Origin of the sequence: Marinicella litoralis, assembly GCF_002591915.1 — a bacterium.
GTDB classification, from domain to species: Bacteria; Pseudomonadota; Gammaproteobacteria; order Xanthomonadales; family Marinicellaceae; genus Marinicella; species Marinicella litoralis.
The window spans coordinates 1,222,256-1,245,570 of sequence record NZ_NIHB01000001.1 but is presented as its reverse complement, the minus strand read 5'-3'; the positions used below and the strand labels follow the sequence as shown (position 1 = coordinate 1,245,570).

16 protein-coding genes are annotated in these 23,315 nt (G+C 44.7%); 5 read left to right on the top strand and 11 right to left on the bottom strand.

Annotation, left to right across the window (positions count from 1 at the left end; genetic code table 11):
* Window positions 1-903 precede the first annotated feature (903 nt).
* Window positions 904-2,217, top strand: coding sequence for an FG-GAP repeat protein (locus CCS90_RS05465; RefSeq protein ID WP_162846821.1), 1,314 nt, complete (start codon window positions 904-906; stop codon window positions 2,215-2,217).
* A 71-nt stretch (window positions 2,218-2,288) separates the two neighbouring features.
* Here CCS90_RS05465 and moaB read toward each other — a convergent pair whose 3' ends face one another.
* The 4 genes from moaB to CCS90_RS05445 all read right to left on the bottom strand — a co-directional run bounded on the left by moaB (window position 2,289) and on the right by CCS90_RS05445 (window position 5,605).
* A complete protein-coding gene (gene moaB / locus CCS90_RS05460; protein ID WP_099018468.1) occupies window positions 2,289-2,783 on the bottom strand; it encodes a molybdenum cofactor biosynthesis protein B in 495 nt (164 codons plus the stop codon).
* A gap of 66 nt (window positions 2,784-2,849) precedes the next feature.
* Window positions 2,850-4,025, bottom strand: coding sequence for a vWA domain-containing protein (locus tag CCS90_RS05455; RefSeq protein ID WP_099018467.1), 1,176 nt, complete (start codon window positions 4,023-4,025; stop codon window positions 2,850-2,852).
* Window positions 4,026-4,037: 12 nt separating this feature from the next.
* The gene (locus CCS90_RS05450; protein ID WP_099018466.1) at window positions 4,038-4,883 is read right to left on the bottom strand and encodes an AAA family ATPase; all 846 of its coding nucleotides are present in this window, start codon (window positions 4,881-4,883) and stop codon (window positions 4,038-4,040) included.
* Window positions 4,884-4,975: 92 nt separating this feature from the next.
* Window positions 4,976-5,605 carry a cupredoxin domain-containing protein gene (locus tag CCS90_RS05445; RefSeq protein WP_162846820.1) on the bottom strand — a complete coding sequence of 210 codons (630 nt, stop codon included), beginning with the start codon at window positions 5,603-5,605 and terminating at the stop codon, window positions 4,976-4,978.
* Between the two features lie 233 nt (window positions 5,606-5,838).
* Between CCS90_RS05445 and CCS90_RS05440 the strand changes: the two genes are divergently transcribed.
* The gene (locus CCS90_RS05440) at window positions 5,839-7,635 is read left to right on the top strand and encodes a DUF1800 domain-containing protein (RefSeq protein WP_099018464.1); all 1,797 of its coding nucleotides are present in this window, start codon (window positions 5,839-5,841) and stop codon (window positions 7,633-7,635) included.
* Window positions 7,636-7,645: 10 nt separating this feature from the next.
* Window positions 7,646-8,971: a DUF1501 domain-containing protein gene (locus tag CCS90_RS05435; protein WP_162846819.1), complete on the top strand. Its 1,326-nt coding sequence runs from the start codon at window positions 7,646-7,648 to the stop codon at window positions 8,969-8,971.
* 13 nt (window positions 8,972-8,984) lie between these two features.
* On the opposite strand, the gene CCS90_RS05430 is transcribed toward CCS90_RS05435, so the two are convergent.
* Window positions 8,985-9,854: a hypothetical protein gene (locus CCS90_RS05430; protein WP_133566488.1), complete on the bottom strand. Its 870-nt coding sequence runs from the start codon at window positions 9,852-9,854 to the stop codon at window positions 8,985-8,987.
* 54 nt (window positions 9,855-9,908) lie between these two features.
* Window positions 9,909-10,112, bottom strand: a complete 204-nt coding sequence (locus CCS90_RS05425; RefSeq protein WP_099018461.1) for a DUF465 domain-containing protein — start codon at window positions 10,110-10,112, stop codon at window positions 9,909-9,911.
* A gap of 95 nt (window positions 10,113-10,207) precedes the next feature.
* Between CCS90_RS05425 and ttcA the strand changes: the two genes are divergently transcribed.
* A complete protein-coding gene (ttcA, locus tag CCS90_RS05420) occupies window positions 10,208-11,020 on the top strand; it encodes a tRNA 2-thiocytidine(32) synthetase TtcA (protein WP_099018460.1) in 813 nt (270 codons plus the stop codon).
* On the opposite strand, the gene CCS90_RS05415 is transcribed toward ttcA, so the two are convergent.
* Together CCS90_RS05415 and CCS90_RS05410 are read right to left on the bottom strand one after the other, a co-directional pair.
* Window positions 10,979-15,499 carry a beta strand repeat-containing protein gene (locus CCS90_RS05415; RefSeq protein ID WP_099018459.1) on the bottom strand — a complete coding sequence of 1,507 codons (4,521 nt, stop codon included), beginning with the start codon at window positions 15,497-15,499 and terminating at the stop codon, window positions 10,979-10,981. The genes ttcA and CCS90_RS05415 overlap by 42 nt on opposite strands.
* A 330-nt stretch (window positions 15,500-15,829) precedes the next feature.
* Window positions 15,830-16,639, bottom strand: coding sequence for a M23 family metallopeptidase (locus tag CCS90_RS05410; RefSeq protein WP_099018758.1), 810 nt, complete (start codon window positions 16,637-16,639; stop codon window positions 15,830-15,832).
* Between the two features lie 56 nt (window positions 16,640-16,695).
* On the opposite strand from CCS90_RS05410, the gene tsaB reads away from it, so the two are divergent.
* The gene (gene tsaB / locus CCS90_RS05405; RefSeq protein WP_099018458.1) at window positions 16,696-17,355 is read left to right on the top strand and encodes a tRNA (adenosine(37)-N6)-threonylcarbamoyltransferase complex dimerization subunit type 1 TsaB; all 660 of its coding nucleotides are present in this window, start codon (window positions 16,696-16,698) and stop codon (window positions 17,353-17,355) included.
* 22 nt (window positions 17,356-17,377) lie between these two features.
* Here tsaB and mgtE read toward each other — a convergent pair whose 3' ends face one another.
* From mgtE to cphA, 3 genes are all read right to left on the bottom strand, one after another.
* Entirely contained in the window at window positions 17,378-18,739 is a 1,362-nt protein-coding gene (gene mgtE / locus CCS90_RS05400) for a magnesium transporter (protein WP_099018457.1), read from the bottom strand.
* Window positions 18,740-18,816: 77 nt separating this feature from the next.
* A complete protein-coding gene (locus CCS90_RS05395) occupies window positions 18,817-20,514 on the bottom strand; it encodes a Mur ligase family protein (protein WP_099018456.1) in 1,698 nt (565 codons plus the stop codon).
* Window positions 20,507-23,311: a cyanophycin synthetase gene (gene cphA, locus CCS90_RS05390; RefSeq protein ID WP_099018455.1), complete on the bottom strand. Its 2,805-nt coding sequence runs from the start codon at window positions 23,309-23,311 to the stop codon at window positions 20,507-20,509. Before cphA ends, CCS90_RS05395 begins: the two co-directional genes overlap by 8 nt.
* Window positions 23,312-23,315 lie beyond the last annotated feature (4 nt).

Here is a 23,315-nt window from a genome sequence, read left to right as displayed (position 1 = left end):
TACGGCACTCCCTTCACGCTTCTTAACCTTCGGCTAAATCGCATGAACTTCATTACCTGACCTCAGGATGACAACTTCCACTTCATTCAGAACGAGACAGCGGTAAATGTAAGTATTGTAGGAAATGTAATAATTGTAGGATGGGCTATGCCCATCTATAACGGGTTAAATTTGATGACTTCAGATAATAAACCATCGCATTAATAACATACCTATTTAAAAAAACTATTCAATAGTTTGGCATATATTCAGCGTGATATAGCTTTGGTGTTTGATAAATTTTTGATGGGCAGAGCCCATCCTACCTGACTGTTCGACAAGGCGCTGTCATTCTGAGTGCAGCGAAGCCAAAAGCAGGCCCTTTAAGGGCGGAATCGAAGAATCTCCAACAGCCCACGCAATGGTAAACAATTAGCCCATACCAACTTCATGAGATCCTTCGGCTACACGGCCTACGGCACTCCCTTCACGCTTCTTAACCTTCGGCTAAATCGCATGAACTTCATTACCTGACCTCAGGATGACAACTTCCACTTCATTCAGAACGAGCACAGCAGCAAATGTAAGTATTGTAGGATGGGCTCTTGAGATGGCTTTTAATGGTTATAGGATTTTTATGTACTTATAAACTCAGTGCTTTAAAAAACAATTGGCGTTGTTCTAGGCTCTTTATCGCATGTATATATAAGTTACAAAACACTTATTAAGGAGACATTACAAGTTAGACAGGTGATTAATATGCCAAATACTGAAATGAATACAGCGAACCAACTTTCGCAATATCATGACCATTTATTCCACCAAAGCAGGTTGTTATTGACAAGCCCCATAGCATTGAGTATTAAAAATTCAGCCAAGTTTTTAATAAAATGTACTGGGATTCAATTACTCAGCATATTCCTTATGCTGTTGCTTACCTTGTTTTTTCAAATCAACGCCCATGCACAACCAGGCCCTGAACAGCGTATTGAAGCTTCCGACGGCCACATCAGAGACCGCTTTGGCCATGCCATTGACATTGAGGGTGATTTTGCAGTGATCGGTGCACCAGGATTTGATGTTCCTCATGACCCGGCACCTGGTACACATTTGCGTGCAGGGGCTGCCTATGTCTTTCGTTATGTTGGCGGCCAATGGATTGAATTTCAAAAGTTAACAGCCCAAACGCCCTCACAAGATGACTTCTTTGGTATGGATGTGGCCATCAAAAGAAATTTTATTGTCATTGGCGCCCCTGGTGATGATGAAGCCACTGGTGGCGCTACTTGGACAGATTCTGGTGCAGCGTATATCTTTGAGTGGAATGGTACGGATTGGCAACAGATTGAAAAATTATTGCCTGATGACTCAGCAACCAGCGCAGCCATTCAAATGGGGACATCTGTAGATATAGATATATCAATACCTGACGTTGGAAACTTACCTGAACAAACCATTGTGGTGGTGGGCGCACCGCTGTTTGGTGGCAGTCATGGCGTGATTTTCCTCTACCGTCAAGCCAACGATTTGCTTTGGGAACGTCTGGGAGATTTGCAAGACGATGACACAGCGACTGATGAAAGAGGACACTTGGGGACATCCATCGCCTTATTCGGTGATTTGTTATTAGGAGGTGCTCCAAATCATCAATTTGGCCAAGGGGCCGCTTACCCTTTTAATCGTGATCAGATCATCAGCAGCTGGGTTCAATCCACACCAATTGAGCCTGCAAGTTTATTAAGCAGTGACCAATTCGGAATTTCCAGCGCAGTAGGACGCATTGGAGACGAATACATCGCTGGGGTTGGCGCCTCCGGAGTCAGTGCGAATCATATTGGCAGGGTCTTTATCTATGATTTAATGGGAGAACATGAATTCACCGAGTTGGGAACACAGAAATATGGTCACTCAGTGGCCATTCACCAAAACCACTTGGCCATTGGTGCCTTTGGTGACGACAGCACAGCGACCAATGCGGGCGCAGTTTTTTTGAAAATACGTGATGGTTCTGGTGTCTGGCAAGACAATGGCATGATGACGGCGACAGATGCTGATGTCGATAAGCAATTTGGATTGTCGGTTGCCCTCGATGATGGCGTGTTGGCCATTGGCGCTCCATCTTTTAATACCATTCCAAGATCAGGAGCCGCGTATTTTTACACGTCATTGATTTTCAGCAATGGATTTGATGCCAACAGCAACACGACTGCTGACAGCACAATCCCTTGTTGTGATTGATTCAACCGCAGAAGCGCTTGTTTAAGCAGAGTCATACCAAAGGAAGTAAATTCATCCAACAGCGCGTGTTTTTACCGCAACAAATCAACAAAATTACAAGGTTTGTGGCGGCTGTCCAGTTGTTCACTCAATATGGCCGTCCAAGCCGTATGACAGGCACCGGTTGAACCCGGAATGGTTGCGACGAATGTGCGATTGGAAATGCCAGCCAAAACCCTTGATTGAACGGTGGAGGAACCTATTTCATCATATGAAACCTGTCTGAATAACTCACCAAAACCAGGAATAACTTGTTCCAACAGGGGTTCTACAGCATCCGGTGTCACGTCTCTGGCTGAAAATCCAGTGCCGCCAGTAATCAGCACCACTTGAATGTCAGACTGATAAATCCATGCCGAAACCACTGCCCTGATGTGAAACAAGTCATCTTTGACGATTTTTTGTGCGACCACTTTATGACCATCGGCTTCGGCACATGATTTAAGTTTTAATCCTGAAGTGTCTGTTTCAGCTGTGCGGGTGTCACTGACGGTCAGTACAGCTATGTTTAAAGTGATTTTTGACATGATATTTATCTGTATAGATTTTTATTTGTTTGGATAATTATAACCAATGATGGACACAACTCAGCTTTATTTAGCCAATGAATCAATCGCATCCTGTAAACCATTGAGGTTCAATGGAAACATCTGCTGGTTGACCAGTTTACGCATGATTTGAGTTGAATGGGTGTATGACCAATATTCCTCAGGTACTGGATTCAACCAAACCATTTTCTTCCATTGATTGGTGAGCCTTTGCATCCAAAGCAAGCCCGATTCTTCATTCATGTGCTCAACACTGCCAAAATTCTCAGTGATTTCATAAGGTGACATGGCCGCATCACCCACAATCATCACATGGTAATCACTGCCAAATGTATGCATCACATCCCAAGTGCTGATGTTTTCTTGCCAACGACGGTTGTTGTCTTTCCATAGTTTTTCATAGACACAATTGTGAAAATAAAAATATTCCAAATGCTTGAATTCTGATTTAACCGCTGTGAACAATTCCTCACATTGTTGAATGTGATAATCCATCGAACCACCCACATCAAAAAACACCAACAATTTAACGGCATTGTGCCGTTCAGGACGCATTTTTAAATCCAATAAACCGGCATTCTCCGCGGTTGATTTGATGGTGCTGGCCAAATCCAATTCATCTGCAGCACCGGTGCGAGCAAACTTTCGCAGCTTACGTAAAGCCATTTTCATTGACCGGGTATTCAACTCTGCCCGGCCATCTAAGTTTTTAAATTGACGCTTTTCCCACACTTTGGTGGCACGATTGTGCCGACTTTCCCCGCCAATTCTGACTCCTTCTGGATTATAACCGCTGTGACCAAATGGCGAAGTGCCACCGGTACCAATCCATTTGTTCCCACCCTGGTGTTTTTTTTGTTGTTCTTCTAACCGCTTTTGCAAAGTCTCCATCAATTTTTCAAAGCCACCCAATGCTTCTATCTGGGCTTTTTCTTCGTCTGACAACTGTTTAATCCAGTCCGGCTTAAGCCAATCATGGGGTATCAAAAATGATTCAAAATCTTCAATCATTGCCAAATCATGAAAATAATGACCAAAAGCCAAATCAAACCGATCAAAATGCTTTTCATCTTTGATCATGCAGAGTCTAGACAACTGATAAAACTCATCAATGGAGGCAAACACCACCTGTTTTTCCAATGCTTCCAACAACACCAATAACTCTTTGACGGTCACAGGTAATTGGGCTTTTTTTAAGGTATAGAAAAAATCAATGAGCATAGGATCTCACCATCAACCTTGACGGCGCATCATGAATGCCAATTTTTGTAACATGTGTACATCCTGTTCATTTTTTAGCAAGGCACCATACAAAGGCGGAATGGCTTCTTTGATGCTTTTGTTTTGTAAGGCTTCAATAGGAATGTCATCTGCCACCAACAATTTAATCCAATCAATCAACTCAGAAGTGGATGGTTTCTTTTTCAAACCTGGCACTTCCCTGACTTCAAAAAACACTTCCAAGGCGGCATTGAGCATGTTTTTCTTAAGCTCTGGATGATGCACCTTGATGATCGCTTCCATGGTTTTTTTATCAGGGAATGTGATGTAATGAAAGAAACAGCGACGTAAGAACGCATCAGGCAACTCTTTTTCATTGTTACTGGTTATGATGATGATTGGCCGGTGTATGGCTTTGATGGTTTCTCCAGTCTCATAAACTGAAAATTCCATTTTATCCAATTCCACCAATAAATCATTGGGGAACTCAATGTCGGCTTTGTCAATTTCATCAATCAACAACACCACTTGTTCTTCGGCATTGAAGGCCTGCCACAACATGCCCTGTTTGATGTAATTTTTGATGTCATGAACCTTGGCATCACCCAATTGAGAATCGCGCAAGCGTGAAACCGCATCATATTCGTACAAACCTTGTTGTGCTTTGGTGGTTGATTTGATGTGCCAACTGAGCAGTTTCTTGCCCATGGCAGCCGCCACTTCTTCAGCCAGCATGGTCTTGCCAGTACCTGGCTCACCTTTAATTAGCAAGGGCCTTTGTAAAGTCACAGAAGCATTCACCGCCAATTGCAGGTCATCAGTGGCTACATACTTTTCAGATCCAGTAAATTTTGTCATGGGATAATGGCGTTTTGGGTGACCGACTATTTTAACAACAGAGTGGGTACAGTGCCATCAAGTCTTTTAAATAGCTGGTTGAATTTCAGGACTCAATCAAAACCATGGGAAAACAGCACATCACTGATGACTTTCAACACCCCTGTTTGCGCGGAGTGATTCGGATTGGCACAATGGTATCTAATGAGTCGTGGCGTATCAAACCTTCGATACAACTCCCATTGAAACCCAGTGGGATCGCTGTCAACAGATTGGCCATCCCCTTCACAGCCATCAGCACATATGATTGAATCATCATCTGCTTGAAAATTATGTTCCCCTCCTTGGTTATTGATGTAAACCACATCACCCGCCATGATATGTAAATGATCAGGGGTAAATGTATTATCAGGATTGGCCGTGATTTGATGGGTGGTGGTTGAACTTGGGTTTTGCACCACGACGGTACCAACCATACCGAATTGAACATGTGGCTGACATTCATAGGGCACAGTTTCTGGAATTCTGAAGGTCACTTCTGCCACCCAAAGATCACTTGATGGCGACCCATCACCGGCATTGGCATCACAGCCATTGGCACAACGAAAACGACCCATTGAATACACATTGTGAGCACCGGGTCCTGCATTAACCCATCGCACAGTATCTCCTGCTTCAATGACAACCGTGGCAGGGTTGAATGAATTGTCTCTAACGGTAACCACATGAGTTTTGCTCAACACTGAAAAACTCAACAATGTTAATAGGATTGACGGAATTTTAAATTGACAATTATTTTTCATGCCGATTATTTTTAACTTCAAGCCCTCGAAGCATACCTAATTTCCGGCTTTTAACGTTAATTAATTAGAAATTTTCGTTTATTTTTAGATTATTAAAATGATTATGTGAACTGATTCTCACTAATCTCAGGGCTTTAATCCTATGTTATAATCAATAAATAAAGGCAGCAGCAATGAATATATACCAAAAAAAATACCCTGATCCTTCTCATGTTAAGAAGGCACCAAAGTCGATTTCGGCCAATGAGAAATACAAAAAACCGAACATTTTTTCAAAATCACCCATTGCTTTAAGCCGCCCACCATTACTGAAAGGTGGCTCCATAACCCCTGCCAATTTAACCCATCGCATCATGTGCAAAATGGCTTTTGGACCCAATAATGCCGATTTAAACCACATTCAAGGCTTGCCAGGTGCAACAGAAATGGATCGCGTTCTGGCTTATATTGATGAACAATTGGAGCCTCAAAACATCGATGACAGTGTCGTTGATACCATGCTCACCCAGGGATTTGAGACATTCAATAAAACCCAACAACAGTTTTTTCAAGAACACGTGCATATTCCTGGGGGTGAAGACATTCCTTGGGATGTCCACATTCAGCCGGGAAGAGAAACCATTTATGCAGCCTTCATCCGCGGCATTAACAGCAAAAGACAATTGCTGGAAATGATGGCAGATTTTTGGCACAACCACTTTAACGTTTACATGGATGGCGACAACATCCAACCGATGTTTGTCCATTATGATCGAGATGTCATCAGACCTCAGGCCTTGGGCAATTTTCGCACCATGCTTTATGAAGTCACTCGCTCGAATTGTATGTTGTCTTATTTGGGCAATGGCGTCAACGAACAATCTGCTCCCAATGAAAACTATGCCAGGGAATTGTTAGAACTGCACACCATCAGTGCACAAAACTACTATGGACACATGGCTTGGCAAGATGTCCCCACCGATGGACAAGGCCGAAGGTTGGGCTATGTAGAAGCCGATGTATTGGAACTGGCCAGGGCACTGACTGGGTGGTCTTTTTCCGGCGCCAGCTGGCAAGACTATCAATACCTTTATGATGACCCACCGATAGATCTGACTTTGGCACCGACTGGGCTATTTATGTTTCGTCCTGATTGGCATGACCAAGGTGTGAAACGAGTGATGGGTACTGATTTTTTCTACGATGCCAATGACCCTGAAAAAGATGTCAATGACATTCTTGACATGTTAGCAGAGCACCCAGCAACCGCTCAGTTTTTAGCCTTTAAATTGTGTCGCAGATTCATCGCCGATGAACCGTCGCAAAGCACGGTTGATTTGGTCGCTAACAGCTTACATCAAAACTGGCAATCACCTGATCAAATCAAACTGGCGATGGAAGTGTTGTTAAAATCTGCAGATTTTCTCAACAGCTGGGGTGACAAGATCAAACGACCCTTTGAAAAAACCATCTCGGCCTTAAGACAAATTGAATACACTTTCAGTTTTAGCCCAACTGAAGAATATTCGGGCTGGCACCATTGGGGCTTTCAAGACTCAGGTCAACCACCCTTTGGTTGGACTTCACCCAATGGCTATCCAGACATTAAGTCTCATTGGCTGGGAGCATCAAGTACCATGTCAACTTGGAAGTTCATTCAATGGACCAGTCGTTTCCGTGATGGCAACAACAATGACACTCCCTTCAATCAAATATTACAAATAACCAATGATGCACTGACAGTCAATGAAAGAACAGCCAATGGTATAGTTAATTATTGGTATGAAAAAGCTTGTGGCATTGTCCCTGACGCCAACAGCCAAGATAAATTGGCTGAATTCATGTCGTATGACGACTTCGAAAACCCTGTCGGCAACGACAGGAACACGCCCATAGACATCAACACCAACAATTGGCCAGCCTACAACCAAGAACGATTGTATGCCGTGGTGTCGACCCTATTTCTCACCGCTGAATTCAGCTACAGATAAGGAAACAAGCATGAAAAATATCAACAGAAGAAAATTCCTTAAAGGTTCAGGTCTGGTAACAGTGGCTGGAATGGGTGGATTACAATTGGGCTTTGCCAACACCATGTTAAAAGGTGGATCAGGCGGTTCTGGTAGAGACTTATTGGTTTATGTGTTTTTAAACGGTGGTATGGATGGTCTCAATATGGTGCCTCCTCGCTCTGGCAATGATTACACCCATTACACTTTATTAAGACCCAATTTACATATTCCAAATTCAATTTCTTTGGCGCTGAATGGACAAAGTGAATTTGGCATGCATCCTTCTGCCACAGGAATGGCTGATCTTTTTAATAATGACAAGATGGCAATCGTTCATGCCACTGGATTGGTTGAATCCAATCGTTCACATTTTGAAGCCACCAGGTACATGGAACTTGGCACACAAGGCGTCAGTTCCTTAGGTACAGGCTGGCTGACTCGCTACTTTAATTCTTCACTACACACGCCTGATGATGCTGTGATGCCTTCAGTTGTGCCATCTTACAACAACACCGATGCGGTATTGGGTGATCCAACGGCCTTGGTGATGGCCAACCCACAAGAATTCAGTTTGTCTGACGGACATTGGGCTTGGGGCGATTACATGCAAGACATTTTGGCAGAAATTTATGCCAGTCCAACATCGTTAGAACAGCTGGTTGGTCACCAAACTTTGAACGCCTCCACCATCATTCAAGGCATCGATTGGGACAACTATACCCCAGGTAACAATGCGGTCTATCCGGCTGGTTTTTTTGGCGAGCAAATGCGTACCGTTGCTCAATTGTATAAAAACGACGTTGATTTGGAAGTGGCCTATGTACCGACAGGTGGCTGGGATACTCATGTGGGTCAAGGTACCGGAACCACTGGTCAATTTGCGGATTTAGCCACAGAATTATCTGCAGGATTGTATGCACTGTATCAAGACTTGACCGCCACACACAATGGTAAATTCACCATCATTGTGCAATCTGAGTTTGGTCGCCGTGCTTATGAGAACAGTGATCATAGTACCGACCATGGATATGGCAACCCCATGTTTGTTATTGGCGATCATGTCAATGCTGGGTTTTATGGTCAATTTCCAGGACTGGCTCCAGAACAGTTGTTTGAAGACGGCGATGTAGAAGCCACAGTGGATTACCGTGATGTGGTCAGTGAAGTCTTAATCAAACGGCAGCAAAACAGATTTTTGGGCTACATCTTTCCTGATTACTCAGATTACACACCATTGGGTTTGATCAACGGTACAGACATGTCTCCAATTTACGAAGTGGACTTTGATCCTATTTTTGCCAGTGGATTTGATTGATTAAATCAGCCTGTTATTTTAATTTCCAGGCATCCAGCCACTGGGTTGAAACGGGTACCATATCAAAATCCCTGACCAGCCGTTGATGAAAATCAGACAAGTGTGCTGCACCATAAAATATGGCGAAAGATTGATTGTTTTTCGCCATTTCTCGTTTCAACACATGCAATGCTTTTTGGTTCCTCGCGGCCACCAGTGTTGACCCTTCCGGACCTTCTAAAACTTTCAATACACCGTCTGAATTGACCAATTCTTTGGCCATCAATGATTTAAGTGCATTTTGTCGGTCTGATGACATCAACGCCATCATCAAATCCATATCACTTGAACTGGATTGACCGGACAGTTGTTGTGATATGCCCGCTCGCCACATTTTGAAAACCATACCGAAGATTGATTCGCCTTTGTCTTTCATGCTTTGGCTGAATTCTTCAGGTGTAAAGTCAGCATGAACAAAATGGTTTTGTGTGTAATCAATTTCTTCCATTTGAAAAGACAACCCCAAAAGGTCTTTCATCCCTAACTGGATGCTTGATAACCAACTTGTGTCTTTTTTGTCGCCACCGCCTTTGGGAATATAAGTCCCTTCAGGTGCCACCAACTCATACAGCACCGCATCATAACCTTTAAACAATTCGTTCAAGCCTTGATAATATTGTTTGTCACCAACATGAACAGCACCAACCAAATCAACATATTGATCACCACCCATTCGCGGTTTGTACCTAACCACTGACACCTGTAAGGCTTTGTTGCCAGGCTGTTCATTGAGTTGAATAAATGCAGGTTCCTCAATGTTAGCTTGCAAGGCATCAGCCACCATGGGTAGGCATAATACGATGAGAATTAAAGCAGTGGTTTGATTAAACAGGGTATTTTTCATAAGTGGTCTTTATCGGTACAAGTGGAACTTAAGACAAGATATGTGGCTGAACGTTCAAGCATCAATGTCAGGGATCAACATATTCTCATAAAAAACCACCATGTCTTTGATTCTGAGTTTGCGTTTTTTTAATCGTTTGATTTTCAATTCATCTATTTCGCCTGAATTGATTAACAATTCAATGATCTCATCCAGTTCTCGGTGCTCGTTTTCTAGTTCAACAAGTCTTTGAACGATTTCACTTTGGCTTAATGACATGTATAAATGGAAAAAATGATTGAATGTTTTAAAATTTTACCCTATCGTTGCCCACATTTCTTGCCTAATTAACCCAATGGGTCGATATCCACACCATGCAAACAGATAACACTGAATTTTATAAACTGGAAAATAAACTCAGACGCCAAATGGCCAAAGCTTCTGGAGATTTTGGCTTGATTGAAGCCGGTGATCGCATCATGGTTTGTTTGTCTGGCGGCAAAGATTCATACGCCATGCTGTCATTGTTGCAATTGATTCAAAACAAAGCACCTTTTGAGTTTGATTTGGTGGCAGTCAATTTGGATCAAAAGCAACCCGGTTTTCCAGAACATGTGCTGCCAGAATATTTACAACAACAAAACATCGAATTTCAAATCATAGAAGAAGACACTTATTCGATAGTGACAGAGATTATTCCTGCGGGTAAAACCACTTGTGGCTTGTGTTCTCGCCTGCGTCGAGGCATTTTATATCGCGTGGCGGAAGAGTTGAATTGTAACAAAATAGCCTTAGGTCATCACCAAGATGACATGGTAGAGACCCTGTTTTTGAATATGTTTTTCGGTGCCAAACTGAAAACCATGCCTCCCAAACTACGCAGTGATGATGGTAAAAATGTGGTGATACGACCCTTGGCTTATGTGCGTGAAAAGGACCTGATTAACTATGCCAAGCACAAAGATTATCCAATCATCCCATGTAACTTATGTGGCTCACAAGAAAATTTACAACGCCAAGCAATTAAACACATGTTACATGATTGGGATCGCATTCAACCTGGTCGGGTTGATAACATTGCCAAGGCCATGACCAGCATAACCCCATCGCACCTGTGCGATCCCAAACTATTTGACTTCAAAGGTTTACAGCCTTCTCAACCTTTTAAAGTGGTAAAAACCAGCTAACAACATAATCATTAACAACAGCCAAGTGTACTGATTCACTGGCACCACCACTGGCTCGCCCAAAACGCTCAAGCTTGCATTACCAGCTGTATTCGGCTCATCGATGACAGGATTGCCATTGATGGTGTAACTGATTGGGCTGGTTTGATTGATAAACGAGCCATCGGCATTGAATGGAATTTGTACTGACACCGTAATCAAACAACTTTCACCAGCCGCCAATTGACCGGCTGATAAACTGATGATGCTGGTACCTGTTATGGTTGAACCCAAGCCACAAACATCGTTTTGCGGTAATCCGACGGCTGCCGCTCCTGAAATAAAGGCATCCAAATCATCGGTGAAGCTGATGTCGGTTACTGCCACGGTGTTGGTGTTTTGGATTTCAAAATTAACATCAACCAAATCACCGGCAAACACTTCAACATCGGTAAAATACTTGTTGATGTTCAGTGCCCCAAATATTTCCACATCAGCTGAGGCTGTACCACTGTTACCTGCACTTGAAGTTAAATCACCTGTTACATTGTTTTTGACACCTGAAGTGGTCCCAAGCACATCAACAGAGATGGTACATGACGCATTCGCGGCTACACCACCACCTGTATAAGTCACACTGCCGGAGCCATTCGCCGCGGTTAAAGTTCCACCAGCACAGCTTACCACTGAATTGGACGGGGTGGCCACGACCAAACCTGCAGGGAAGTTATCGGTAAAATCAATGGCGGTTGCTGCCAAAGCCGATGCTGTATTGTCTATATCAAAAGTCAAATTAAACACTTGATTCAAACTGGCTTGGGCCAATGAAAAAGTTTTGCTGAATAAAGGCGTACCCACAATTTCAACACTGGCGCTGGCTGGGCCACTGTTGCCTCCAGTAGAAGTCAAGTCGCCAGTTACATTGTTTTTTACCCCTGAACTTGTGGCCACCACATCAACTGAAAGTTGACATGATGCACCTACCGCAACACTGCCTCCAGAATAACTGATACTGGTTGATCCCACTGTCGCCGAAAAGGTTCCACCGGTACAGGTGTTAATCGCATTTGCTGGTGCCGCAACTTCCAAACCTGAAGGCAAACTGTCGACAAACGACAGGTTACTGGCAGTCAACGATGAGGCTGTATTGTCAATAGAAAAACTCAAGTTAAATATTTGATTCAAATTGGCTTGAGCGACCGAAAAGTCTTTACTGAACAACGGCGGTGGTACCACGGTTAAATCATCCGTTGCAGGCTCGCCACCTTGGTTGTTTCTGGCCAAGACATCTGATGTTGTGTTCACATACAATCCAGCTGTGGTACCTGCGGGAATCGAGACCGAGACCGTAAACATACATGAACCTGAAGCTGGCAAAGTACCGCCTGACAATGAAATGGTACCAGTGCCTGAAAGCAATGAACCGGCGCCACACACATTATTGACTGGTAAACCAACCGCAACCGCACCTGGAATCATGGCATTGAGGTCATCGCTAAAGTTAATGTCTTGCTGAATCAGTCCAACATCCTGGTTAATTAAATTAAACGTCAAGTCTACGCTTGAGCCTGCCGCGACATCGCCAGCAAATGATTTGCTTAAATTCAATGCCCTGATTTGTAATGCATCGGTGGCTGCATTGCCGGTAATCGCATTACCCAACATGCTACCAGTGAGTACACTGGTGGTGTTGGTATAAGAACCGCCTGTTGCGCTGACGGGCACTTGTAAAGTGACATTGAATTGACATGAACCACTGGCTGGTAAGTTACCACCAGATAAGGTGAGTACGCTGGATCCCGAAATTTGTGAACCCAAACCGCAAACATCATTAATCGGCAATCCCACTGCAACCAAGCCACTCAAGGTGGCATCTAAATCATCGGTGAATGCAATGGCTGTTGCTGCATCGACTGATGAATTGTTGCTGATATCGAATGACAAAGTCACTGTATCACCAGCTCCTACGGGGTCATTGGTAAATGCCTTGTCAAACAACAGGGCTTCGATCACAGAAAAATCATCAGTTGCTGGATCAGCCGTATTGGATGAACCACCAGCGGTCCAGCTCAAAACTGAAGTGATGTACGAATAATCACCCAATGGTGCCGCTGTTGGCATCAGTAATTGTATGTCAAAAGTACAACTGGTGCCCGCCAGTAAATTTCCGCCCACCATAATCAAAAAGGTATCGCCTGAAGCACCAGTGACGGTTGAACCCGTTCCACAAACATCATTCATCGGTAAACCAACTGCACTGATATCAGGCGTACCAGGCAAAGCATCTGCCAGATTCAAGGAAAAGGTCATATTTGTCGCATTATCAGCAGGGCTCAAATTTTCAATATAGACCCGCAAATCGTACAAGCCTCCTACACCTTCAATGAAGGTATCTGTTAAGTTATCTATGGTGAAAGTCATGCCTGCTATATTTAATTCATCACTGGCCGCTAAGCTGACTACGGACAATCCACTGACCACCGCAGTCACATCTGAAGTGGTGTTGAGGTACTTGCCAAATGCCGCGCCAGCAGGCACTTGCAAACTCACAGAAAAAGTACATGATTCACCTGGATTCAAAGCACCGCCGGTAAAAGTCAACACGCTGGTGCCACTGATGGAAGAACCCACACCACAGACATCATTAATCGGCAAACCCACCGCGGCCAAGCCACTTAAGGTGGCATCTAAATCATCAGTAAAACCAATGCTTGTGGCAGCAGCAGTTTCTTCCAAACCATGAGACAAGGTGAACTCCAAGGTGACCAAGTCACCAGGTAACACAGGATCATCGGTGAATGATTTGGTTAACCTGGGTGCCGCAACCACCACCAAGTCATCAACGGCTTGGTTGCCAGTAACTACAGCACCATCAACGGTGGCTGAAACGGCTTCTGTGGTATTCACATATGCACCAGATGGCATGCCCACTGGAATGTCAATTGTCACGGCAAAGGTACAAGAAGCACCAGCTGCCAGAGTACCACCCGTCATGCTTAAACTTTGACGATCAGTGCCCGGATTAACCATTGTCATGTTTGAGCCCGCACCACAAAATCCATCTGCCGGCAAAGTAACTGACACTGGATAAGGTAAAAAGGTAGTCAATTCATCAAGAAAATTGATGTCTGTAGACACACTGCTCTGACTGGTACTGGTGATGGTGAATTCTAAATCAACCGATCCACCTGCCGTGACTGGATCATTCAAAAATGATTTCTCGATGATCGGTGCTGCGGCCACAAAAAGAGTGTCTGTGGCGTCATTGCCAGTACTGGCTGAACCGTCCCTGTCATAGCTGATGACATCAGAGGTCGAGGTATAAGCACCAGCTGTAGCACTCAAGGGTACTTGCAAGGTCACTGAAAAATTACATACACCCTCACTGGGTAATTGTCCACCGGTCAGGCTTAAAACACCGCCAGCAAAATCTAAATTGGACCCGGTTCCACAAACATTGCTGACAGGAAGTCCGGTTGCAAGCAAGCCTGTCAAGGCTGCACCCAGGTCGTCATCAAAGGCCAACTGGGTAACCGCTGTGTTGCGGTCAAAATTATTGATGGTGTATGCCAAATTCACCACACTACCAGGAGGTACTGGATCATTGGTAAAATCTTTTTGTAACAGAACATCACCAGAAACTGATTCAATACTGGCTTCAGAAAAACCAGAATCCAAGGTGATAAACCCAGGGAAAGTCAGCGCAGTTAAATTTCCTGACTGATTTGTGATGGTCCCGACACCCGTAGCTTTAAGGTCGACACGCACGGTACAAGATGTACCTGCTGCCAGGATAAAGCTCTTTGGGATCATGGTGAATTTTTGTTGATTGGAATCTACAGAGAACTCTGAATCACCACAGGTGCTGTTTGTATTGTGCGGAGAAGCAAAAACCAATCCTGTAGGCAGATCATTGACAAAGGCTAAATTAAAGACATCTGAAGCATTCGAAGTATTATCAATCAAATAGGTAAGGGTTGTTCGTTCGCCCCTGTTGACCGTGCTCGGACTGAAAGATTGCGTGAAGCCGGGTCGATCAATAAGGACTTCCAAATCCTCTGTATTACTGATGGCTGATCCTGCTGAAGAGGTCAATGTGGTGGCCGAGAATGTATGCACACCCGCAGTGTTGGCGGTGATTGAAACTTCAATTTGGCAGCTCGAAGATCCTGAAAGCTCCCCATCAACCAAGCTAATGGTGGTGCCACCTGCTGGCGCAGTCAGTATACCGTCGCATCCATTGATAGCCACTTCTCCGATATTAACCGGTCCCGGGGTAGCCGGTAAACTCAGGTTGAAAGCCATGGTATCAACCACTGCAGCTGTGTTGTTGTTGATATCGAATACCAATTTAGCTGTACTGCCAGGTCCAATGGTGTCTGGTTGAGTCGATAGACTGAAACTCAAACTGGATTGTGCCAGTGCCCAAGTAGATACCAACAACAGTAAGGTGGCGGTTAATGTTTTTCTCAATAATTGTTTAGATGCCTTGTGACTCATCCTGCTTCCCCATTAAATTCAATTCTAAAATATTAATTATTCTAACCGGTTGATACAATTTCTACCACCCTTAATCTTTGCTTCACTGATAAATTTAGACCCCTTAAATCGCTGAGTTGGTGTCAATTTATTTTCTGCTATAGTCCACAGATCTGGCTCAAGTGATTGTATTGACTGAATCAACCTTGCAGACCTTTACAACCACATCAGGCCAGATGAGTTGAATTAAGTTTTTTAATCATGCTGTGAGCAAAAGATCAATCATGCAAATCGTTCAATGCTGTTTTGGCGTGGTTAAAGTATCAGGTCTTAAACCCAAGTTACCGTTGGTCACTTTGGGGGAATGATCAGTTGCGGATCCAAACGCAATGATGTGCCGATGTTCAAGCGCCAATCCAAGTGCGGGCCGGTGGCACGACCCGTGGCCCCGATTTCACCAATTTTCTGCCCTTGTTCTAGCACTTGGCCTTCACTGACATTGACTTGACTGAGGTGTAAATAAGTGGTGTTTAAACCATAACCATGATCGATGATAATGGTACCTCCGGTGTAGTAATGGTCATTGACTGCCATGGTCACCACACCACTGGCAGGAGCAATGACTGTTGATCCAGTGACATTCGCTATGTCCATACCATAATGGGGCCGCTTGGGTTCTCCATTGAGGATCCGCCGAGAACCATAGACCCCACTGACCCGGCCTTCAGCTGGCCACACAAAGGATTCGAGAAAAGCTTTTTGTTCAGACCACACCGCTCGAGCTTGTTTGACTTGAGCCGATTCTTTGGCGATACGTGCCAACCTTTCAGCCGGTGGATTGACTTTATTGGCTGGCAGCCCATCAATTCTCTCAGTTGGAAATTCTCGAGCCATGACTGGCACTGTGGTTTTATAGGTTTGCCCTTGGTGTTTGATTGCAAGCACTTTGTCCTTATCATCAAAGCGTCCAAAGCCAAAAATAAAATACCCGTCTTCTGTCATCGCCATTCTGTTGTCATCCAGATAGACTTCAGCTTGTGGATTGGTTTGACCAATGATCAAAGCACCTTGTACTGGCTCACCCTTAAGTTTTAAGAAATATTCACTGGCATTCGCAGCAAAGGCAAAAAAAACCGAGAGGACAAAAATTACATATTTCATGGCATTAACATATAATAAAAACTTCATTCTATCATTGATATTTTGTCAGCAAAACCATGAATCTGATTGCCATTGAAACTTCAACTGAAAACTGTTCCGTCGCTTTGTTACATCAAGGCTTGATCACTCATCGCACCTTGCTTGCACCACAAAAGCATGCTGAATTGGTTTTGGGCTATTTACAGGAGCTGTTGGATGAACAACAACTTAAAAAGTCTGACTTGGATGGCATTGTATTTGGCCAAGGCCCTGGTGCCTTCACAGGTGTAAGGATTGCCATGTCTGTGGTACAAGGTTTGGCCCTGGCCCTAGACCTTCCTGTTTTGGGCATATCAACCCTATATAATATGGCTTACCAAGTCATGAAGACACATCCAAACAGCAGAATCATGATCGCCAATGATGCAAGGATGGGTGAAGTGTATTGGGCCACCTTTGGCAGTCACCATAATGAACAAGAACCAACAGAATTGGTCAGATTATCAGATGATGCCTTGAGTTTACCGGAAGATTTGAACTGTGGAGGGTTCGACGTTTGTGCAGGCAGTGCATTCAAACAAATGGTGAAAGTGCACGATGGCACAACGGTAGCCGATCAAATGCTACCTGATGCCATGACTTTATTGGAAATCGCACCCAAACGATTTACCAGCGAGGCGCAAAACATCATCGACATCAAACCTTCTTATATTCGTGAAAAAGTGGTGTTTAACTGAACGCCTAAACTTATTTGATTATTTAAGCAATCAACAACCAAGTGGCCACACCCAAGAATGACACATAGCCAACGATATCAGTCACCGTAGTCAGGATCACACCACCTGCTATGGCAGGATCAATGCTCATGCGTCTGAGGACCACTGGAATCAACACACCTGCCAGTGCACCAGTCACCAAGTTTATGCCCAGTGCCAGGCCAAGTACAACACTCATGTCCCAATTTTTGAACCAAAATGCGCACAACACAGCCAAAACGGCGGCCCACAAGAAACTGTTGATTACACCAATCATAAATTCTCGTGACAACAAATCTTTGATGTTGCCGCTACCCACTTGACCGGTGGCCATACCTCTGATCATCAAAGTCAAGGTTTGAGAGCCTGCGATTCCACCCATGGATGCCACCACCGGCATCAATGCAGCTAACACCGCGATCTCCTTGATGGTGTCTTCAAATATGCCAATGACAAATGCCGCCAACAACACCGTCAATAAATTAATGCCCAGCCAGACTGCTCGGCGTTTGGATGAGGTCAAAATGGGGGCAAACATATCACCCTCTTCATTCAAACCCGCCATCCGCATCACAGAGCGTTCAGCCTCTTCCCGAATCACATCCACCACATCATCAATGGTGATTCGTCCAATCAAGATGTTTTTGTCATCCACCACGGGGGCGGAAATCCAATCATTGTGCTCAAAATCCTGTGCCACTTCGCTGGCTGGGGTTTTGTCTAAAATGGCTGGTGCATCTTCATCTATGATGTCTTTAATTGGGGTTTTGGGATCACTGGTCAGGAAAGTGCCTAACGGTATCCGTCCAATATAATGTCCTTTTCGGCCAACGGCAAATAAGTCACCCACAGGCGTCGGCAAACTGCCACGAAATTGAAAATATCGTTTAACCACTTCAACTGTCACATCGGTTCTGACCGTGACCACATCTGGATTCATCAAACCACCGGCTGAATCCTCGTCATACGATAATACCTGATTCAGTAAATCCCTCGATGCTTTGTCCATGGAAAGCACCAATTGATTGGACACTTCCTCCGGTAAATCAACAATGATGTCCGCCATGTCATCCAGATCCAAGTCTCTGGTGGCTTCAACCAATTGATCGGTGTCCATGCCTTCTATCAGGTTATCCCGGACCTCGTCATGCAACGACACCAACACTTCGCCTTGCGAAGCTTCATCAACCACTTCCCACACCGCTTGTCTTTTATCGACAGGCAATGACTCCAAGAACAAAGCCACCTCAGCACCCGGAATGCCGTTAACAATCCGCGTGACCGCACCCATTCGTTCTTCTTTGAGCGCGTCGTTTAATGCAGAGATGTCTTTTTCTGTGGCCTCATTAGGTACCGATTCAACCATGTGTAGTCCTGTTAGTCACTGAGTGTATTCAGTATATGATTTTATTGTAAATGAATGGTGAGTTTTAGTTTGTTATGTTATTTATTTTTTTCCAATAATTCAATCACTTCATCACGTTGGGTCAATGACAACAGCAACAACACGTCATCTTTCTGGGCCCATTCCAATGCTTTTTCAGCACCGGCCAAGGATGAGCTGGCATGGATGATTTGATTTTTTTTCATGCCCAATTGCAGCGCATATTGTTCAATCAAGGCTGGAATTTCTCCCAACTTTCGACCACGCAAATAATGCTCGAGTTCACACACCACCAAGCAATCAGGCGCTGCCAACAAAGCCGACTTAACCAAGCCTTTGATTAATTCATCGTCTCGATCTCCGGCTTGACCCAATAACACCAAGCGCCTGGCAGCTGGCATGTGTTTGATGGTGTTGGCCATGGCAGCCAAACCATGTTCATTGTGTGCAAAATCCACCAAGACTTGAAAATCTTTAACCGCAAACAAATTTCCCCGGCCTGGGTTGTTTTGAGGACTGCTGTCAAAGGTTGTTAAACCCTTCTGTATGGCTTTGAGTTCAATCTTCATGGCAAACATGAGTGCAACCACAACCATTGCATTGTGGGTGTTGTGCTTGGCTGCACCCAGCATGGTTATGGGCACTTCATTCACCGGCACAATGGCCGATTCGTCTGCGCCATCGTGAAAACAGATGATGCCTTTATCGACATACACAGCTTGACCACCAGTTTGTAGATGTTTATGAATCACTGGATTGTTTTTAAACCAACTGAACCAAACAATTTTATGTTCGATATTTTGGGCGAAAGCAACCACGCCGGCATCATCGGCATTCAAAATCAAATCTTGATCTTTATCCAATGCTTGGCGCACCACAAATTTTGCAGCCACCATATCATCCACCGTGTCCATTCCATAATCACCCAAGTGGTCAGCCGCGACATTGGTGATGGCTGCACACATGGCTTGGTTCACCCCAAGTCCTCTGCGCAACATCCCACCACGAGCCACTTCTAATATGGCCACTTCAGTATCAGGGTGGCGCAGCAAGGTTCTCGCGCCTCCAGGCCCTGAATAATCACCCGTGTCTAAGATTTGCTCATCAATTCGGATGTAATCAGTTGAGGTAATGCCACATTTTTTACCAGCCGTTTTAATCACATGTGAAGCCAGCCTCACCGTGGTGGATTTACCGTTGGTTCCAGTAACCAACGCCAAAGGTATGGAATGAATCGCAGCCCAATCGATGCTTTCGGCTGGCGGAATTTGTCTGATTGGGAAAACCTGACAGCTGGCCCCATAACCCAATGAAACAAAATCATCATCACTGAGAAATTTTACCTGATGTGCCTGCGCACTTTGTTGTAAAGCAATCAATGCTGGATTCGCTTCTTTGGCTATTTCTTGCTGTAACCATTCAATGACCTGTTTCAAAGGTTTTTGCGGCTTTTCAGTAAAATGGTTAACCACTCGCTGCCAAGCGGCTTCATTGATTTCAGTGGCTGCATACAACACATCTATCGGCGCCGTAAAACCCAAGCTGGCTCCACCGTGGAAGATGCGATTGAAACTGGTTTCAGTGGTCCAAGCCAGCTGTTTCAAAATTAAGTTCAATTCTGAATGCCAATAATCAATCACCGCTTGGTGCTGATACCCTGAAATCAACACATCGATGACGGCACCGGCCTTAGATCCATAAAGGTTCGGCCCAGTTAAGCGGCGTGAATCATCCAGCTTTAAATATTTCTCAGTCATTGTCTTCTTGTCGAGCAATCCTTACACCACGATCGTCTTTGATTAATTCATATTCACCGATGTCCAATCCGTCGTCCATTGATTTGATGACATTGGAAATAACCGGCTGAATGGTTTCCGTGTTGTTATCTTCTAAGCCTGAATTGAAATTAATGATCTGTTTCCAACAACGGGTGATGTCGTCACCAAAAATCAACAATAAATCCCCTTCTCTGGCCATGGACAAAGCCCCATCAACAGCCTCTGTTTCATCGGCAATGATGGTGATCTGCTCTTCTGGAATACCTTGTGTAATCAGTTGTTTTCTGAGCATTTGTGGCACTTCTTGCAAGTCCCTGCCACGTCTGTTGTCATCTGCTTTTAACACATAATGATTGAAGTGGCCCGCCGCTTCATCCGCAATCGCCAATATGTCTTCATCGCGTCGGTCACCTGGGGCTGACAAGACACAAATTTTTCGACCACTGATTTCAAACCGATCAATGGTTTGACAAACCATATTGATGGCTGCTGGATTGTGTCCATAGTCCAATATTACTTTGAATGGGTGTTCATCGTATTGATTCATGCGACCTGGGGCTTGGAAGAAAGAGGTATCAAAAGTTCTTAAGCCATGACGAATTTGTTCCAACTCAACATCCATGGCAAATGCCATGGCACTGGCAAACATCGCATTTTGTACATTGTGTACGGCCTTGCCCTCAATGGTGGCCGGAATTAAATGTGTCCACAACAAGGGGATGTGACTACCCGTGTCATATATAGTTATCATGTCTCCGTTGATGCCTTGTTCCAAAACCACTGCCGTACCACCCTGTTTGATGTGCTCTTTAACCAATGCATGGGATGGATTCATGGTCACATAACAGAGTTTTTTGGCACGAGTATAATCAGCCATTTGCAGACAATGCGGGTCATCTGCATTCAATACAGCCGTGTCCTCTGCCACTTCGACCACCACCCGTTTAATCTCTGCCAGCTGCTCTAAAGTATCAATGCCACGTAAACCCAAATGATCCGAGGCAATGTTTAAACAAGCCGAAACATTGGCATAGTTGTAACCCAAACCAGCACGCAAGATACCACCCCTGGCGGTTTCCATCACAGCCACATCAACGGTAGGATCACGCAGCACAATATTGGCCGCCATCGGCCCAGTCATGTCGCCTTTAACCGTTAAATGACCATCGATATAAACACCATCAGTTGAGGTAGACCCCACATGGTGTCCGGCTATCTTCAACACATGCGATAACATCCTTGAAGTGGTGGTTTTACCGTTGGTACCCGTGATGGCAGCAATCGGAATCCTGCTGGGTGTCGCTGGTGGGAACAACATGTCCATCACCTTGCCTGCTACATCACGAGGCTGTCCTGCTGAAGGTGCAACATGCATCCTAAAACCAGGTGCAGCATTGACTTCTACTATGGCCCCACCTATTTCTTTGTATGATTGGCTGATGTCTTGAGTCAAAAAGTCTACGCCACCAACATCTAAACCAACTGCCATCACTGCCCGAATGGCCATGGCGCGATTATCCGGATGTACTTCATCGGTTAAATCAATCGCCGTGCCACCGGTTGATAAATTGGCAGTAGAACGCAAGAAAAACACTTCACCCGCTGGCAACACTGAATCGGCGGTGTGACCAGCTGCACTCATCAGTTTTTCTGCCTGGCGATCCAGCTCTAACATGGTCAATACTTTTTCATGACCCACGCCGCGCCTGGGGTCTTGATTGACCACTTCAACCAACTCAGCAATACTGCTTTTACCATCACCGATGACGTGTCCTGGCACCCGTTTAGCCACTGCCACCAATTCACCGTTCACCACCAGCATGCGGTGGTCATAGCCTAAAATCAAAGACTCGACCAACACCGATCTTGAGGTGCCTTTTTCGCGGGCAAATTGAAACGCCGCAGCCACTTCCTCATCAGTACTGATGTCAATGGTGATGCCTCGGCCATGATTGGCATTCAAGGGTTTGACCACCACTGGATATCCCATACGGCGAGCCGCTCTGATCGCACCCTCCTCGGAATAAACCAATTCTTGGGTCGGCAAGGGCAAACCCAAATCACGCAATAAATTATGGGTGTCTTCTTTGTCACAGGATATTTCCACTGCGATGTTGGTGGTTTTACTGGTGATGGTGGCTTGAATCCTTTGCTGGTATTTGCCATGACCAAATTGTACCAAAGAATACTCATTGAGCCGCAACCAGGGGATGTTGCGCTCTTCAGCTGCTTTCACTATAGAAGCCGTACTGGGGCCCAACTCTTTGCGCTGTGCAAACCGGATAAAATCAGTCAGCTGTTGTTGAAAATCAAAATCATCTTCAATGAATGGTTGCAATTCAGCTTTCAAATCAGCGGGCATCAAACTGAAGAGCAATTGTCTGCCCAGTTTTGCAGCTGCCAAACCCACATCTTTTTGTTTGTATTCAAAAACCATGTCATAGCAACCTGGCTGTCCATCAATTGAACGGGTTTTACCAAAAGTCACATCCGATCCGGCCATGGCTTGTAATTCAATCACGGTGTGCTCCAGTACATGACCTAACCATGTGCCTTCGTTTTCCCGCAAACGGCGAATGAAACCACCAGGTTCGCCATAAGAACAACCGTGTTCTACCAAACCTGGCAATGCTTCTAAATAGGCATCGATGTATTTTGCACCTAATTTAGCGGTTGGCCACTGTTCTAAAACACCCAGATCAAGTTGCTGTCTGATGACCGGAAAGTGGGCGTATAAATTAGGACCTACGTATACATTGGTGGTTAATATTTTCATCGCT